Source organism: Pseudomonas sp. HS6-2 (assembly GCF_049325675.2).
In the GTDB taxonomy this organism is placed as follows: domain Bacteria; phylum Pseudomonadota; class Gammaproteobacteria; order Pseudomonadales; family Pseudomonadaceae; genus Aquipseudomonas; species Aquipseudomonas putida_N.
On sequence record NZ_CM143906.1, the window covers coordinates 832159 to 848987 of the forward strand.

Sequence of the window (16829 nt, forward strand, 5' to 3'; positions counted from 1 at the left end):
CGGCGAAAGGGCCGTAACAGACGAAAGAGATAGTCGAGGTAGACTGCGATGAATGCCTTCACCACTGACACCCAGCGCTGGCAAGCCGTGCAGACCCGCGACCCGTCTGCCGCCGGCCTCTTCGTCTACGCCGTGCGCACCACCGGCGTGTACTGTCATCCCGGCTGCAAATCACGCATGGCCAAGCGCGAGAACGTCGAGTTCTTCAACGATGCCAGCAGCGCCGAAGCTGCCGGCTATCGTGCCTGCCGCCGCTGCATGGCCAAACCAGACGCCAACCGTCGCTCCGATCTGGTCGCCCGCGCCTGCCGTCTGCTGGAAAGCAGCGACGCCCCGCCCAGCCTCGACCAGCTCGGCGCGCAACTGGCCGTCAGTCCTTTCCACCTGCACCGCCTGTTCAAGGCCGAAACCGGGCTCACCCCCAAGGCCTACGCCAGCGCTTTCCGTGCCCGACGCCTGCGCGAGCGGCTGGCAGACGGGCACAGCTCGGTGACCGATGCCATCTACGACGCCGGCTACAACTCCAACAGCCGCTTCTACGAAAGTGCCGACCAGCGACTGGGCATGCGCCCCCGTGAGTTTCGGTCAGGCGGCGCCGGGGCGAGCATCCACTTCGCCATTGGCCAATGTTTTCTGGGGGCGATTCTGGTGGCCCAGAGTGACAAGGGGATCTGCGCGATTCTGCTGGGCGATGATCCTGAGTTATTGCTCGAACAGCTACAGGACCAGTTCCCCAAAGCCCGGCTGATCGGCGGCGATGCCGATTATGAGCGCCTGGTCGCCGAAGTTGTCGGCTTTATCGAGGCGCCGGCTCTGGGCCTGGACCTGCCGCTGGATGTCCAGGGTACCGCCTTCCAGGAGCGTGTCTGGCAGGCCTTGCGCGAGGTACCGGTGGGCAGCCGGGTCAGCTATACCGACATCGCCGAGCGCATCGGTGCCCCCAAGGCCGTGCGTGCCGTGGCCATGGCTTGCGCGGCCAATCACATTGCCGTGGCCATCCCTTGCCACCGGGTGGTGCGCCGCGACGGCGACATCAGCGGCTATCGCTGGGGCGTGGAGCGCAAGCGGCAGCTGTTGGCGCGAGAAACGGCACTCTCCTGATTGGCGGAAGCCGCGTAGAATCCCCCGCCAAATCGATGTGTAAAGAGGAACATTCGATGAGGCGTGTCAGCCTTGCCCGATTCTACCTGGGTGTCATGGCCCTGATGCTGTCGCTGGCCACTCCGGCCTGGTCGGCACCGGCCACGCCGGTATCCAGCCTGGCGGCGGCGGAAGTACCGGTGCTGGAGGAAAATGCCAGCTACGAGCAACTGAGCGATCGGCTCGACCAGATCCGCCAGGGCGTCACCAGCAATGCCAACGACGACCTGCTGTCGCAGCTGCGCCTGTCGGCCGTGCAGGTGCAGCGCCAGGCCGAGGCGCTGAGCGCCTTGCGCACCGCCGATGTGGAAAAGCTCGACGACAAGCTCAAGGTGCTTGGCCCGGTGCAGCCGGAAGAAGCCGAAATACTGACTCGCCAGCGCCAGCAGTTGGATGCCGAAAAGAAGGCAGCGGTTGCCGAGCAGGAGCAGGCTGTCAAGCTGACCCAGTCGGCCCGCGACCTGTCCACGCAGATCGTCAACCTGCGCCGCAGCCAGTTCAACTCGCAGATCCTCAGCCGGGCGACCACGCCGCTGAGCCCGGCGTTCTGGCAGAGCCTGATCCGTCCTACGTCAGATGACGTATCGCGCCTGCGTGATCTGCGCGAGGAGGCCACCGACGCTGTCGCCAGCGCCTTCAGTGCCGAACATCGCTGGCTCTTCATCACCAGCCTGGTGGCAGCCATCCTGGTCTGGACCGTGGTCCGCGGCCTGCTCGAGCGCCTGCTGGCCAGTGTCATGGTGCACCGCCTGCCGGAGGGTCGCCTGCGCCGCAGCGCCCTGGCCTTGAGCGTGAGCCTGGCCACCCTGGGCACCATCTCCGGCTCGGTGTCGCTGCTGCGCTGGGGCCTGGAAAGCAGCTCCGAGCTGGGCTCCGATGTCGCCAGCCTGACCAATCACTTCCTCACCCTGGTGGTGTTCAGCGCCTTCATCACCGGCCTGGGCCGCGCCATGCTGATGCTGCAACGGCCATCCTGGCGCCTGCCGCCGATTCACGACGAAGTGGCCAACGCGCTGGGCTGGTTCCCCAAGCTGCTGGCCCTGGCGCTGATGGTCATGCTGACCATCGAGCGCATCAACAGCGTGATTGGCACCGGCCTGGCGCTGACCGTGGCCACCAACGGCCTGACCGCGCTGGTAGTGGCGGTGATCTTCTCGGTGGCACTGCTGCGTTATCGCCGCACCCTGCGCAAGCATGAGCTGGAGCGCCCGACAGGTTGGGTCGGGCTGATCCCGTTCGTGATCGTGGTGTGGGTCGGGCTGATCGTGCTGGCGCTGCTCGCCGGTTACCTGACCTTGGCCTACTTCCTCACCGCCAAGCTGCTGTGGATCAGTGTGGTGGCGGTGTGCGCCTACCTGCTCACCACCTTCCTCAGCGACCTGTGCGAAGCCCTGCTGTCGCCACGCCAACCTGGCGGCCTGGCGCTGGCCTCGACCCTGGGCCTGGCGCCGCGCCACCAGGCCCAGGCCAGCACCATCCTGGTCGGCATCAGCCGCACGGTGCTGCTGTTCCTGGCGATCCTGCTGGCGCTGATGCCCTCGGGCACCAGCCCCGGCGAGCTGCTGCTGAGCCTGGGTGACTGGGACGGTACCGGCGGCAAGCTGCTCGGCAACCTCAACATCGTGCCGCAGGACATCTTGCTGGCGGTGCTGATCTTCTTCGGCGGCCTGTTCGCCATCCGTGTGGTCAAGCGCTGGCTGAGCGAGCGCCTGCTCCCGGAAACCGACATGGACGCCGGCATGCGCGCCTCGCTGGTGACCCTGGTCGGTTACCTCGGCTTCCTGTTCCTGGCCATGCTGGTGATGTCGACCCTGCGCATCAACCTGACCAGCCTGACCTGGGTGGTCAGTGCGCTGTCGGTCGGTATCGGTTTCGGCTTGCAGCAGATCGTGCAGAACTTCATCTCCGGCCTGATCCTGCTCACCGAGCGCCCGGTCAAGGTGGGCGACTGGGTGAGCCTGGCCGGGGTCGAGGGGGATATCCGCCGGATCAACGTGCGCGCCACCGAAATCCAGATGTCCGACCGCTCCACGGTGATCGTGCCCAACTCGCAGTTCATCTCGCAGAACGTGCGCAACGTGACCATGGGTAATGCCTTGGGCGTGGTGGGTATCACCCTGACCTTGCCGCTGGAAACCGATGCCAACCACGTGCGCGAGCTGCTGCTGGCGGCCTATCACGAGCATGAGGCGATTCTTGATGCGCCGGCCTGTTCGGTGACCTTCAAGGACCTGACTTCAGCAGGTATGGTCATTGGTGTCAGTGGTTACGTGGCGGGGCCACGGCAGGTGTCGGGTACCCGCAGCGACTTGCTGTTCACCATTCTTGGCCGCTTGCGCGATGAAGGCATTGCCCTGTCATCGCCGCAGAGCATGGTGCTGGTGCAGGAGGGCTCGCGTCCTGCCGACGAATCGGCGTGATGCGGGGGAGGGGCGCGCAGCGCCCCTCGATCTCCCAGGCGCTAAAGATGTCACGGCGGACACCCCTCAGCCATCACCCCAAACACCGGGTCACATGCTTCACCGACTGATACCCCGACAACCCCCAAGGTCCCAGCTCACGGCCAATCCCGCTGCCCTTGGTGCCGCCCCACGAGGTCTCGACGAACACCGCCTGCACCGAGTTGATCCACACATGCCCGACCTCCAGCGCATCGGCTACGCGCTCGGCGCGCTCAAGGTCGGCGGAGCAGACCGTGGCAACCAGCCCGAAGCGGCTGTCGTTGGCCTCGGCAATCGCCTGTTCTTCCGTGGCAAAGCGACGTGCGCACAGCACCGGGCCAAAGATCTCTTCAGTCCACAGGCGGCTGTCCTTCGGCACATCGGCATACAGCGTCGGGCTCACGAACCAGCCTTCACGGTCCAGCGCCTGGCCACCGGCCAGACATTGCAGGCCCTCTTCACGCGCTGTTGCGAAGTAGCTGGCAACCTTCAGCCACTGCGCCTGGCTGGTCAGTGGCCCCATGTCGATTTCTTCGGTCAGCGGGTTACCGACCCGCAGCTTTTCCAGTGCGGCCTGCAGGCGCGGCAGCAGCGTGTCGGCAATGCCGTCCTGCACCAGCAGGCGCGAGGTGGCCGAGCACATCTGCCCGGCGTTCCAGGTGATGCCGGCGACGATCCATTCCACTGCCTGGTCCGCGTCGCAGTCGTCGAACACCATGATCGCCGACTTGCCACCCAGCTCCAGGGTCACCGGCCGGCACTGCGCCGAAGCGCTGCGCATGACCTGGCTGCCTACGCTATTGCTGCCGGTGAACGATAGTTTGTCGAGGCCGTTGTGGCTGCTCAACGCAGCGCCTGTTTCGGCCTTGCCGTTGACGATGTTCAGTACACCGGCTGGCAGGCCCAGGGTGTCGGCGATCTGGCCGTAGGTCTGCTCGATCAGTGGGGTCACTTCCGACGGCTTTAGCACCACGGTGCAACCGGCCGCCAGGGCCGGGGCGAGCTTCCAGGCGCTGGTTACCAGCGGGAAGTTCCACGGCACGATCAGGCCGACCACGCCCACCGGCTCCAGCCGCGTGCGAGCGGTGAAGCCCGCCGCAGCCAACGGTACGTCACGGTTTTTCGAGGGCAGTTGTTCGGCCAGTTCTGCGTAGTAGGCGAAGGTGGCAACCGCATCATCCAGGTCGATCTCGGCCTCGTGGCGCGGCTTGCCGTTGTTGCGCATCTGCAGCGTGATGAGTGCTTCGCGGCGCTGGCCGAGCTGTTCGGCAAAGCCGCGCAGGAAGGCCGCGCGCGTGCTGGCGCTGACCTTTTTCCAGGTAGGCAGGGCGTCACGGGCGGCGGCCACGGCCTGGTCGACCTGGGCCACGCTGGCGGCCATCAGTTCGGCGAAGGGCAGGCCCAACGCAGGCTCGCTGACGCTGATGCAGTCGCTGCCCTGGCCTTCGACCCAGCGGCCGGCAATATAGTGGGAAGTGGTCATGGTCGGTATCCAGTCAGGCCATTTCGGCGGTGTTCACCGGCGTGCGCTGGGTGCTTTTGCAGCGCACCCAGCGCGGGCCATTCGGGCCATACACGCCAGCAGGTTCAGGGAACAGGTTGAGCAGGAGCAGATACAGCACGCCGGCCAGGCCCAGGGTCACCGGCAGGCTCAGGTCGATGCCACCGGCCAGGTCACCCAGCGGGCCGACGAACTGCCCTGGCAGGTTGACGAAGCACAGGCCGACCATCGCGCTGGGGATCCACGCGCCCATGCCGCGCCAGTTCCAGCCATGCAGGAACCAGTAGTGGCCGCCACGCTGGCCGCGGGTGAACACCTGCAGGTCGTCAGCGTGGTAGAAGCCGCGGCGGGTGATCAGGCCAAGAATCATGATCACCATCCATGGGCTGGTGCAGGTGATGATCAGCACGGCGAAGGTCGACACGCTCTGCACCAGGTTGAAGGTGAAGCGGCCGATGAAAATGAAGCCGATTGCCAGCACGCCGATCAGCAAGGTGGCGCCAGCGCGGCTGAGCAGGCGCGGGAACACGCTGGACATGTCCAGGCCGGTGCCATACAGCGCGGTGGTGCCGGTGGACATGCCGCCGATCACCGCAATCAGGCATACCGGCAGGAAAAACCAGCTCGGTGCTACGGCCAGCAGGCCGCCGACGTAGTTGTTGGCGGCAATATAGTCAGGCGCCTGGGTGGCCACCAGGGTGGCGGTGCACAGGCCGAACAGGAACGGGATCAGCGTGGCGACCTGGGCGGCGATCACCGCCAGCATGATGCGCGACTTCGGCGTTTGCCGCGGGATATAGCGCGACCAGTCGCCGAGGAAGGCGCCGAACGACACCGGGTTGCTCATGGCCAGGATCGCCGCGCCGACGAAGGCTGCCCAGAAGCCCGGCTGGCTGAGGTTGACGCTACCGGCAAAGCCGGCGTCGAACGGCCCGGCAAAGGCGAAGATACCCAGCAGGAACAGCAGGCTCGAAGCCCACACGGCGATCTTGTTGACCCACAGCATGAAGCGGAAGCCGAAGATGCACACCACCAGCACCAGTACCGCGAACAGGCCGTAGGCCAGGCCCAGGGTCAGGTCGGTTTCCGGCAGCCCGGCCAGGCGCTTGGCGCCGCCGACCAGGGCATCACCCGAGCTCCACACCGACAGCGAGAAGAATGCCACGGCGGTGAGCAGCGACAGGAACGAGCCGACGATACGCCCGTGCACGCCAAAGTGCGCGCCCGACGATACAGCGTTGTTGGTGCCGTTGAGTGCTCCGAACAGGCCCATCGGTGCCAGGATCAGCGCGCCCACGCCGACGCCGAGCAGGATCGCCCAGACCCCGGCCTGGAACGACAGCCCGAACAGCACCGGGAAGCTGCCCAGCACGGCAGTGGCGAAGGTGTTGGCACCGCCGAAGATCAGGCGGAACAGGTCCAGCGGGGAGGCGTCGCGTTGATCGTCGGGGATCTGTTCGACGCCATTGGTCTCGATACCGGTCGAGTTGCTCATGGTGATGCTCCAGCGCGTTGTTATAGGCCCGTCGCGGTGCGCGGGCTCTCTTGTGGGTGCGATGGCAGTGCGGCAAGGCCGCGTAAGTTCGGATCAGGCTGCGGTGACGACCGACAGGTGCTCGTGGCACGCCAGCCATTGCTCGCCATGGCGGCGGAAGATGATGGTCTCGCGCTCGGCCAGTTGGTGCTCCTCACCGGCAATGCGGATGTGCGTGGCCACGTCGTGCATGAAGATCGCCACGTCGCCCTGCAGGCTCACCTGCACGTTGCTCGATTCACAGCCAAGCACGGCAAAACCCTCGGCCTGCCATTGGGCCCAGAGGTCTTCATAGGCACGGCGCGACAGCAGCGGTTGCGCCAAGGTGTGGAAGAGGAAGGTGGCGTCGTCGCTGAAGCAGGCGAAGTAGCGGGCGGTGTCGTTGCTGGCAAAGGCGGCGACGAGCTCAGCGGCAGCTTGCCGTACCTGGAGTGTCTGGTCCACGGGAGTGGCCTCACGGTTATTGTGATTGTGGTGAAGCGATTCTGGTGGGGGCGGGCGAGGGGAAAAATCGCTGGAGGGAAATAATTAGTTCAGGAATTTGTGAAGTGATGTCTATCGATCAAGTAACCGATCAAGTAATGCCGTCATCGAACTGCAATCTGGAGCGCGCACCATCATCGCCGGTTTCCTCGGCATGAACGTCGGCCGCGTGCCGCTCTCGGACGACCCGAACGGCTTCTGGCTGCTGGTGGCACTGGTGCCGACCTTTACTTTCCTGGCGGGCCGCTGAGCTTTCAGTAAGCGTCGGGAGTATTGAAGCTGTACCGGCCCCCTCAAGCGAACCGACTGACGGTCCCTTGCCCCCCACATTCTTGCCTACGCTGATAGTCCCAACCTGTCAGAGCAAGGAGTTGCGCCATGGCCTTCCAATACAAGCGTCTGGACAAGAACAACGCCGCCGTCCTGCTGGTCGATCACCAGGCAGGCCTGCTTTCACTGGTGCGCGACATCGACCCCGACCGCTTCAAGAACAACGTGCTGGCCCTTGCCGACCTGGCCAAGTACTTCAAGCTGCCGACCATCCTCACTACCAGCTTCGAAACCGGCCCCAACGGCCCGCTGGTGCCCGAACTCAAGCAACAGTTCCCCGACGCCCCTTATATCGCCCGCCCCGGCAACATCAATGCCTGGGACAACGAAGACTTCGTCAAGGCCGTGAAAGCCACCGGCAAGAAGCAGCTGCTGATCGCCGGGGTGGTCACCGAAGTCTGCGTAGCCTTCCCGGCTTTGTCGGCGTTGGAGGAGGGCTTCGAGGTGTTCGTGGTCACCGACGCCTCTGGCACGTTCAACGAACTGACCCGTGATTCGGCCTGGCGGCGCATGGAGGCAGCCGGTGCCCAGCTGATGACCTGGTTCGGCGTGGCTTGCGAGTTGCACCGTGATTGGCGCAACGATATCGAAGGCCTGGGCACCCTGTTCGCCAACCATATCCCGGATTATCGTAACCTGATGACCAGCTACAACAAGCTGGCTAAATAAGGGCTGCCGGGGCGCGGCAATTTGCCTTAACAAGCGAAACGGCAAAATGTCATGAATCGACCATACTGACTCTTCATTCGCCCTCGGGAGAGCGCCATGGCCAAGCCGTCCAAGAAGAAAGATGTGAGACAGCAGATAGAGAAACTGGGCGGCAAAGCCTACGAGCAGGAACTCAAGAAACTGCACGTGGAGCTCGTTAAATTACAGGAGTGGGTGGTGGCCAAGGGCCTGAAGGTATGTGTCGTTTTCGAGGGCCGTGATGGTGCCGGCAAGGGGGGCACCATCAAGGCCATCACCGAGCGGGTCAGCCCGCGGGTGTTCCGCGTGGTGGCGCTGCCAGCACCCACCGAGCGGGAAAAGACCCAGATGTACGTACAACGCTACCTGCGCCATCTGCCTGCCGCCGGCGAGGTCGTGATCTTCGACCGTAGCTGGTACAACCGCGCCGGCGTCGAACGGGTGATGGGATTCTGCAGTGAAGAGCAGAGCGCCAAGTTCCTCTCCGTGGTGCCGCTGTTCGAGAAGATGATGATCGAGTCGGGGATCATTCTCATCAAGTACTGGCTCGAAGTCAGCGCAGAAGAGCAGACCCGCCGCCTGCAGGACCGCATCAGCGACGGGCGCAAGTTGTGGAAGCTGTCACCCATGGACCTCAAGTCGTACACCCGCTGGGACGACTACACCCGGGCCCGTGACGAAATGTTCGCGGCCTCCGATTCGTCCTGGGCGCCGTGGTTCATGGCGCACTCCAACGACAAGCGGCGCGCCCGGCTGAACATCATCAGCCACATGCTGACGCGCATTCCCTACAAGGACCTCACCCGCGATGAGGTGGTGAAGCTGCCCAAGCGCGGCAAGATCGGCAAATACAAGGCCGTGCCCTATCCCTTCAAAGTGGTCGAAGAACATTTCTGATCTCTCCCGCAGGGGGTAGCAAGGGTGCGAATCTATGCCTCATGACGGCAGCCTCCTACAGGCGACTGTAGTATTTCTTCTGGCCGTGGTGCTGCTGGTACCACTGGCGCAGCGTTTGAAAATGGGTGCGGTGCCCGGCTATCTGCTGGCCGGCATCCTGATCGGGCCGTCGGTGCTGGGGCTGCTGGGTAACCCCGACAATGTCGCTCGCCTGTCGGAGATGGGCGTGGTGATGCTGTTGTTCGTCATTGGTCTGGAGCTGTCGCCACGGCGGCTGTGGACCATGCGCAAGGCGTTGTTCGGCATCGGCTCGCTGCAAGTAGGTTTGACGGCAGTGGTGCTCGGCCTGCTGGCGTACTTCCTGTTTGACCAATCGAAGGCGGCGGCGATCGTGCTCGGTCTGGGGCTGGCGCTATCGTCGACGGCGTTCAGCCTGCAAGTGCTGGCCGAACGCAAGGACCTGGGCAAGCCACACGGTCGCCTGGCCGTGGCCATCCTGTTGTTCCAGGACATCGCTGCGATTCCCTTGATTGCCGTGGTGCCGCTGCTCGGTGGTGATGTCAGTACCGCCGACGAAGGTTCCTGGCCGGTGCTGGCGGTGGCTGCGGGCATTGGTGTGGTGATCATTTTTGGCCGCTACCTGTTGACCCCGGTATTCAAGTGGACAGTCGGTTCGGGTTTGCCCGAGTTGTCCACCGCTACCGCCTTGTTGGTAGTACTGGGTACCGCCTGGGTGATGGAGCATGTCGGCATCTCCATGGCTCTTGGCGCCTTCCTTGCCGGTGTGCTGATGGCCGACTCGCCGTTCCGGCATGAGCTGGAAAGCCAGATCGAACCGCTCAAGGGCCTGCTCCTCGGGCTGTTCTTCGTCGGCGTCGGCATGAGTGCCGACTTGCAGTTGTTGTTCGGCATGCCCCTGATCGTGCTGGGGCTGACGTTGCTGCTGGTGGTGATCAAGATGCCTCTGTTGCTCGTGCTTGGGCGCAGGGCCGGCGGGCTTGACCGCGCCGAGGCGTTGTGCCTGGCGATTGTGCTGGCGTCCGGGGGGGAGTTTGCTTTCGTGGTGTTCAAGCTGGCGCTGGAGCACCAGGTATTGACGCAACAGGTTCACGATTTGCTGGTGCTCGCCATCACGCTGTCGATGGCCGTGGTACCGCTGGTGATGATGGCCCTGGCGCGGCGATTACCTGACGAGGACCGCCCGGTTGCCGAGACGGGTCACTGAATCGCGCCTTGTTGGCGTGGCTAACTTCGGAGGTGAAACATGCAGCCGAGTTTGAAGCTGGACAGCGCCCTGTCGCGGGGTTTGCTCGACGTGCTGATCAAGGCAGGCTTGGTGGCCGCCCTGGTGATGTTCTCCTTCCAGGTTTTCCAGCCGTTTCTGGAGCTGATGCTGTGGTCGGTGATTCTCGCGGTTACCTTGTATCCGTTGCATGGCCGCATTCACCGGGGTACCGGCCTCAAGCAGGGCTTTGCGGCAACCTTGGTGGTGGTGCTGGTGCTGGTGGTGCTGATCGTACCGATCTACCTGGTGGTGATGTCCATCGGCGAATCGGTCGACAACCTGGTGACCTTGCTCAAAAGCGGCGCCTGGAGCGTGCCGCCGCCGCCTGAATCGGTGGCGGGCTGGCCGCTGATCGGGCCGAAGGTGCATGCGTTGTGGCTTGGCGCCTCGGAAAACATGGCCCATGTGCTCAACCAGTGGATGCCCCAGCTCAAGGGCGCCGGGCGCACGGTGCTGGGCGCTGCGGCCAGTGCCGGTGGTGCGTTCCTGATGTTTGTCGCGGCGATCATCGTCTCGGGCATCATCATGGCCTTCGGTGAACGGGGGGAGATTGCCGCGCAGCGAATCGCCATGCGCGTGTCCGGCGAGGACCGTGGCAAACCGCTGGCCAACCTGTGCACCGCCACCATTCGCGCGGTGGCCCAGGGCGTGATCGGTATTGCCTTCATCCAGATGCTGCTGATTGGCGTTGGCTTCGTCGTCAAAGGGGTGCCTGGCGCGGGCATGCTGGCCATCGTCATCCTGATGCTGGGCATTGCCCAGGCGCCGGCGACCTTGATCACGGTGCCGGTGATCATCTACGTGTTCAATGCCGAAGGTTTCACCGTGGCGACCATCATCTTCGCCATCTACACCTTCGTCGCCGGGCTCGCCGACAACGTGCTCAAACCGTTGCTGCTCGGGCGCGGGGTGGACGTGCCGATGCCGGTGGTGCTGATTGGTGCGTTGGGCGGCATGGTGGTCAAGGGCATCATCGGCCTGTTCATTGGCCCGGTGATCCTAGGCGTGACCTACGTGCTCTTCTGGCAATGGGTTGCGCTGCAGGTGCCGGAGCAACCGACCCCGCCTGCGGACTGAGCCATGCCCAACCGCTGCTATGGCCTGGGGCTGCTGATGATTCTGGCTGGCTGTACCCAGGTCGGCCCAGACTTCGAAAAGCCCCAGGACCCATGGCTGGACAGCTGGAACACGCCTCTGCTGGAGCAGGCCGCGCGCTCTGCGCCAGCACCGGACCTGCGTCAGTGGTGGCGGGTGTTCGCCGACCCGACGCTCGAAGGCCTGATCGCCGAAGCCGACGCCAACAACACCAGCGTGCGTGTGGCCGGCCTGCGCATTGCCGAGGCGCGGGCGCAGCTGGCCATCGTGCAGACCGGGCGTTATCCACAGCTGCAGCAACTACGTGCGCAGAGCCTGTACCTGAAGCAGGACCAGTCCGGCACCTCCACCGCGCGCGACTCGGTGTTCTGGCAGTCCAGCGTGGGCTTCGACATCGGTTGGGAGATCGACTTCTGGGGCCGTTTCAGCCGCGCCATCGAGAGCGCCGATGCGGTCTATTTCGCCTCCCAGGCCAACTACGCCGATGCCATGCTGCTGCTACGTGCGCAGATGGCCGATACCTACTTCGCCCTGCGCACCGCCGAGGCGCGGCTGGATATTGCGCAAGACAACGCCAAGCGCCAGGAACGCAGCCTGCAGATCACCGAGCGGCTGTTCCGCCACGGCGAGAACGACGAGCTTGACTGGCAGCAGGCGCGAACTCAGTACCTGGCGACCCTGGCCACCATCCCCGAGTTCGAGAACCAGCTCAATGCCTTGCGCAACGTGCTCTGCTCGCTGCTTGGCCGGCCACCGGGCCCGTTGCCCGAACTGGAGGCGCGCCACGGGCAGTTGCCGCTGCCGGACCGTGCGGTGTTACAGGACGTGCCGGCCAGCCTGCTGCAACGGCGCCCGGACATCCGCGCCGCCGAACAGGCGGTGGCGGCGCAATCAGCGCTGGTGGGTGTGGCCGAGGCGGATCTTTATCCACAGCTGAGCCTGCTGGGTAGCATTGGCTGGACCTTCCTGTCGGCCAGCCACCTGCCCAATACCTTCGACCTGGCGGCGGGGCCGAGCCTGATCTGGAACCCGTTCGACTACGGCCGGCGCAAGAATGCCGTGCGGGTCGAGGACGCCCGCCTGCAGCAGTTGATCGAGCTGTATCACCAGAGCGTGCGCGAAGCCGCACACGAAGCCGACGATGCCGCCAGCGGCCTGGTGCGCTCGCTGCAGAGCGCCAGCATTCGCCAGGATGCCTCCCAGGCCGCCCAGCGTTCGCTGACCTTGGCCAGCTCGCAGTACCAGGAAGGCTTTGCCGACTTCCAGCGCGTGCTCGACGCCCAGCAACTGCTGTTGCAGCAGCAGGATGGCTACCTGGTCAGCCGTGGCAATGCGGTGAGCAGCCTGGTGAGCTTGTACAAGGCGCTGGGTGGCGGCTGGGACAACAGCCGCAAACCTATCGACCCTGCCACCCGCCAGCAGATGAAAAACCGTACCGATTGGGGCGATTTGCTCGACGAACCTGCCCCCGCCGACCCCGAACAAGGTGAGCCGAAATGAGTGACGCCGCGCACGCCCCGCCAGCCCCCGATCGTGGCATGCGCTGGGTGCTGATACTGATCGTCGTCAGCCTGGTCTGGTACCTGCTGGCCGACCGCTTCACGCCCTACACCCAACAAGCCCGGCTGCAGGCCTACGTGGTGCCGGTGGCCGCCGAAGTGGCCGGCCAGATCAAGCGCGTGGCCGTGGGCAACAACCAGGAAGTGCGCCAGGGCGATGTGCTGTTCGAACTGGACCGGGAGCAGTACCGCATCGCCCTGGCCCGCGCCGAAGCCGACCTGGAAACCGTGCGCCGGCAGATCGGTGCCAGCACCGCCGGCATCGACTCAGCCCAGGCCGCGCTGGTGGCGGCCCAGGCCAACGAGCGCAAGGCGCGCCAGGATGCCGAACGGCTCAAGCGCTTGATCGACGAAGACCCGGGAACGGTATCGGTGCGCCGTCTGGAAGGCGCCCAGGCCACTCGCGACCAAGCCATCAGCCAAGTGGTCGCCGCCCGCGCCGAGGTGCAACGGGCCCGTGAGCAGCAGGGCGGGGCCGATGCCGACAACGCGCAACTGCGCAGCGCCGCGGCCAATGTGGAAAAAGCCCGCCTGGACCTGGCGCGCACCGTGGTCCGCGCCGACACCAACGGCCTGATTACCGACCTGCGGACCGACGTGGGCCATTACGTCGGTGCCGGCAGCCCGATGATGACCCTGATCGCCATCCATGACGTGTGGATAAGTGCCGACATGACCGAGAACAACCTCGGCCGCCTGCGCCCCGGCGCCCCGGTGCTGGTGGTACTCGATGCCATGCCCGGCACGGTGCTGAAGGGGCAGATCCGCAGCATCGGCTATGGCGTGAGCGTCGGCCAGCCTGCGCCCCCAGGGAGCTTGCCGACCGTGCAGAACAGCCGCGACTGGTTGCGTTCGGCACAGCGCTTCCCGGTGATCGTCGAACTTGACCGTGATCAACTGACAGACAGGTCCGGCTTGCGTGTGGGTGGCCAGGCCGAAGTCATGGCACTGCCCGGCGAAGGCAATCCGCTGAACCTGCTGGGCCGTGTGTTCATGTGGCTGATGAGCTGGCTGTCGTATGCCTATTGAGCTGCGTCGCTTGCGCGCGCTGCGCCTGGCCTGGGGCGTGGCGTTGTGCCTGGCGACCAGTTTCGGCCTGGGCTTGCCGGTGCCGATCCTGGCGCCGGTATTCGCGGTGCTGTTGCTGGCCATGCGCAGCGAGGCGCTGCCGATCAAGGCGGCACCAGCGCTGGCGATATTGGTGATGCTCAGTTGCGGCAGCGGCCTGCTGCTGATTCCGCTGCTGCGCCATGCTCCGCTGAGCGGCGTGCTGCTGGTCGGTGTGGGCGTGTTCCTGGTCTTGCGCTATGCGCTCAAGGGCGGCAATGGCCTGCTGGCCAACCTGCTGGTGATCGGCCTGACCATGATCGCGGCGGCCGGCACCAGCGATTTCAGCCTGGCGCTGTCGGTGGTCGAGGCGTTGGCCAAGGGCATGCTCTTGGCGGTGCTGGGCACGGCGCTGGCCCATGTGCTGTTTCCTGAACCGGCTGGCGCGCCTGCGCAGTCTTCGCCGCCCTTGCTCGACAGCGCGGATGTCAGCTGGGTTGCCCTGCGCGCCACGCTTATCGTCATGCCGGCCTTCCTCTTGGCGCTGATCGCTCCGGACCAGTTCATGCCGCTGATCATGAAGGCGGTGAGCCTGGGGCAGCAGGCAGGGGAGACGCGGGCGCGGCATGCCAGTCGCGAGTTGATCGGCTCGACCTTGCTGGCCGGGGTGTTGGCGATGCTGGTGTGGGGCGCGTTGAGCCTGTTCGTGCACCTGTGGATGTTCTTCCTGTGGGTACTGCTGTTCGTCCTCTGGCAGGCGCGCAGGCTCTACCGTGCGGTGGATACCCGGCAAAGCCCGGCTTATTGGGTGAGCTGCCTGACAACCATGCTGATCCTGCTTGGGCAGTCTGTGCAGGACAGCGCCGGTGGGCAGGATGTGTACAAGGCGTTTGCGGTGCGTATGGCGCTGTTCGTGGCCGTGTCAGTGTATGCCAGTGCCATGTTGATCTGGATCGACCGGCGTCGGGTTCGGGCTGCCTAGCACTCCTGTACCGGCCTCTTCGCGGGGCAAGCCCGCTCCTACAGGTATCGTATGATCACTGGCGATACGCAATTCCTGTAGGAGCGGGCTTGCCCCGCGAAGAGGCCGGTGCAGGCGACCTACGGCTTCCAGTCGATTCCTGTATCTGCCAGGTAGGCATCCACCGCCGCCCCGACCGTAGGGTGAAACGCCCGCTCACCCATATGCTCGAACAACTCGAAGCGCTTCATCTTGTCCTTCACCGGGTCTTTCATCTCGGCAAACTGCAGCTCCACTCCCCGAGCCTCCAGCGCCCGATCCAGCTCGGCGAGCATGTCCGCCGACGTGATATCGATGCTGGTCACCGGCTCCGCCGCAATCACCAGCCGTTGCACCTGGGTGGGTGATTCATCCACCGCCGCGAGCACCGTGCCCTGGAACTGCTCGGCGTTGGCGAAGAACAGCGGTGCATCCCAGCGCAGCAGCACCAGCCCAGGGATCCGCCGCGCCTGTGGATAACGTTTCACGTCATGGTAGCCACGGGTGCCGTCGACGCGCCCGAGTACGGCGTAATGTGGCCGCCAGCCGTCCCACAGGAATTCGATCACCGATATCGCTACTGCAATGCAGATACCTGGGATGGCGCCGAACACTGCGACGCCGACGAAGCAGGTAAACGACAGCCAGAACTCCCATTGCTGCATGCGGAAGATGCGCTTGAGGTCGGCGAACTCGAACAACCCCAAAGCTGCGGCGATCACCACGGCAGCCAAGGCGCTGTTGGGCAGGTGCTGCATCAAGTTGGGCGCGACCAGCAGCAACAGGGTCACTGCCAGCGCACCAATGATGCCGGTCAATTGGGTTTTCGAGCCGGCCGCCTCGGCCACTGGCGTACGCGACGAGCTGCTGCTGATCGGGATGCCTTGGAACAGGCCGGAGGCCAGGTTGGCCACGCCCAGGCCGAACATTTCCTGGTTCGGGTTGACGGGCGTTTTAAGGCGCGCGGCATAGGAGCGCGACAGCACGCTGGTATCGGCGAACGACACCAGCGCCACGGCAATCCCGCCCAGTACCACTTCGACCAGGTCGATGTCGCTCACCCATGGGAAGACGAAGCTGGGCAGACCCTGAGGCAACTGGCCGAGTACTTTGACGCCCATCTGGTCGAGGTTGAACAAGCTTACGGCAAGCGTTGCCAGCACCACGGCGATGAGGATGCCCGGCAGGCGCTTGAAGGGTTTGAGCAGCAGGATCAGCACCAGGCATGCGGCACCGACGATGAAACTTGGCCAGTGTCCCTGGCCGGCAAACAGTGCCTGGCCAAGGTGCCAGAGGTCGCGCAAGGGCCCCTCGCTATCGACTTTGATACCGAACAGCTTGGGTAGCTGGCTGATCAGCACGGTGAGGGCGATACCGTTCATGTAGCCGTAGCGGATCGGTTTGGACAGCAGTTCAGTGATGAAGCCCAGGCGCAGCAGCCCGGCAATCACGCAGAAGGCGCCGGCCACCAGAGCCATCAGGCTGGCAATGGCGATGGCGCGCTGCGGGTCGCTGGCGGCGTATTGCACCACCACCGCCAGGATCGGCGCGGCCAGCGCCGAGTCCGGGCCGAGCACCAGGATGCGGCTGGGGCCGAACACGGCGTAGGCCAGCAGCGGGATGATGGTGGCATAGAGGCCGTAGATGCCCGGTACCCCGGAGGCTTCGGCGTAGGCGATGCCGACCGGCACCAGCATGGTGGTCAGCACCAGGCCGGCGGCGATGTCCTTGGGCAGCCAGGCGGGCTGGTAGTGCAGCAGGGTGGCCAGGCCGGGGAGCCAGCGCTGCCAGTCGAAGCCCGAGCGGGGAGGCGTTTTATGCATGGTCGAG

The 16829-nt window shown here is 64.9% G+C and carries 13 protein-coding genes and 1 pseudogene; 10 read left to right on the forward strand and 4 right to left on the reverse strand.

The features are described from left to right. Nucleotides 1-48: 48 nt before the first annotated feature. Nucleotides 49-1101: a bifunctional DNA-binding transcriptional regulator/O6-methylguanine-DNA methyltransferase Ada gene (gene ada, locus ACOKS3_RS03845; protein ID WP_103445731.1), complete on the forward strand. Its 1053-nt coding sequence runs from the start codon at nucleotides 49-51 to the stop codon at nucleotides 1099-1101. A 56-nt stretch (nucleotides 1102-1157) separates the two neighbouring features. After that, the gene (locus tag ACOKS3_RS03850) at nucleotides 1158-3560 is read left to right on the forward strand and encodes a DUF3772 domain-containing protein (protein WP_103445730.1); all 2403 of its coding nucleotides are present in this window, start codon (nucleotides 1158-1160) and stop codon (nucleotides 3558-3560) included. A gap of 73 nt (nucleotides 3561-3633) precedes the next feature. Here ACOKS3_RS03850 and ACOKS3_RS03855 read toward each other — a convergent pair whose 3' ends face one another. The 3 genes from ACOKS3_RS03855 to ACOKS3_RS03865 form a co-directional block, all read right to left on the reverse strand. After that, complete coding sequence (locus ACOKS3_RS03855) at nucleotides 3634-5064, reverse strand: aldehyde dehydrogenase family protein (RefSeq protein ID WP_103445729.1); 1431 nt, start codon at nucleotides 5062-5064, stop codon at nucleotides 3634-3636. A gap of 13 nt (nucleotides 5065-5077) precedes the next feature. Continuing rightward, nucleotides 5078-6577: a purine-cytosine permease family protein gene (locus ACOKS3_RS03860; protein WP_103445728.1), complete on the reverse strand. Its 1500-nt coding sequence runs from the start codon at nucleotides 6575-6577 to the stop codon at nucleotides 5078-5080. 93 nt (nucleotides 6578-6670) lie between these two features. Further along, nucleotides 6671-7060 (reverse strand): YybH family protein, encoded by a 390-nt coding sequence (locus ACOKS3_RS03865; protein ID WP_422763320.1) that lies wholly within the window; start codon nucleotides 7058-7060, stop codon nucleotides 6671-6673. Nucleotides 7061-7232: 172 nt separating this feature from the next. Here ACOKS3_RS03865 and ACOKS3_RS03870 point away from each other — a divergent pair. From ACOKS3_RS03870 to ACOKS3_RS03905, 8 genes and pseudogenes are all read left to right on the forward strand, one after another. Continuing rightward, nucleotides 7233-7349, forward strand: a pseudogene (locus tag ACOKS3_RS03870) (magnesium transporter CorA); the annotation flags it as partial. A gap of 128 nt (nucleotides 7350-7477) precedes the next feature. After that, entirely contained in the window at nucleotides 7478-8098 is a 621-nt protein-coding gene (gene ycaC / locus ACOKS3_RS03875) for an isochorismate family cysteine hydrolase YcaC (RefSeq protein WP_103445726.1), read from the forward strand. Between the two features lie 96 nt (nucleotides 8099-8194). After that, nucleotides 8195-9013, forward strand: coding sequence for a polyphosphate kinase 2 (gene ppk2, locus ACOKS3_RS03880; protein ID WP_422763321.1), 819 nt, complete (start codon nucleotides 8195-8197; stop codon nucleotides 9011-9013). Between the two features lie 34 nt (nucleotides 9014-9047). Continuing rightward, on the forward strand, nucleotides 9048-10238 hold the full coding sequence (locus tag ACOKS3_RS03885) for a monovalent cation:proton antiporter-2 (CPA2) family protein (protein ID WP_103445724.1): 1191 nt from the start codon (nucleotides 9048-9050) through the stop codon (nucleotides 10236-10238). 39 nt (nucleotides 10239-10277) lie between these two features. Then, nucleotides 10278-11375 (forward strand): AI-2E family transporter, encoded by a 1098-nt coding sequence (locus ACOKS3_RS03890; protein WP_422763322.1) that lies wholly within the window; start codon nucleotides 10278-10280, stop codon nucleotides 11373-11375. 3 nt (nucleotides 11376-11378) lie between these two features. Then, on the forward strand, nucleotides 11379-12893 hold the full coding sequence (locus ACOKS3_RS03895; protein ID WP_103445722.1) for an efflux transporter outer membrane subunit: 1515 nt from the start codon (nucleotides 11379-11381) through the stop codon (nucleotides 12891-12893). Continuing rightward, a complete protein-coding gene (locus tag ACOKS3_RS03900) occupies nucleotides 12890-13981 on the forward strand; it encodes an HlyD family secretion protein (protein WP_103445721.1) in 1092 nt (363 codons plus the stop codon). Before ACOKS3_RS03895 ends, ACOKS3_RS03900 begins: the two co-directional genes overlap by 4 nt. Beyond that, nucleotides 13971-14981, forward strand: a complete 1011-nt coding sequence (locus ACOKS3_RS03905; protein ID WP_103445720.1) for a DUF2955 domain-containing protein — start codon at nucleotides 13971-13973, stop codon at nucleotides 14979-14981. Before ACOKS3_RS03900 ends, ACOKS3_RS03905 begins: the two co-directional genes overlap by 11 nt. A gap of 119 nt (nucleotides 14982-15100) precedes the next feature. On the opposite strand, the gene ACOKS3_RS03910 is transcribed toward ACOKS3_RS03905, so the two are convergent. Further along, a complete protein-coding gene (locus ACOKS3_RS03910; RefSeq protein ID WP_422763323.1) occupies nucleotides 15101-16822 on the reverse strand; it encodes a SulP family inorganic anion transporter in 1722 nt (573 codons plus the stop codon). Nucleotides 16823-16829: the final 7 nt, after the last annotated feature.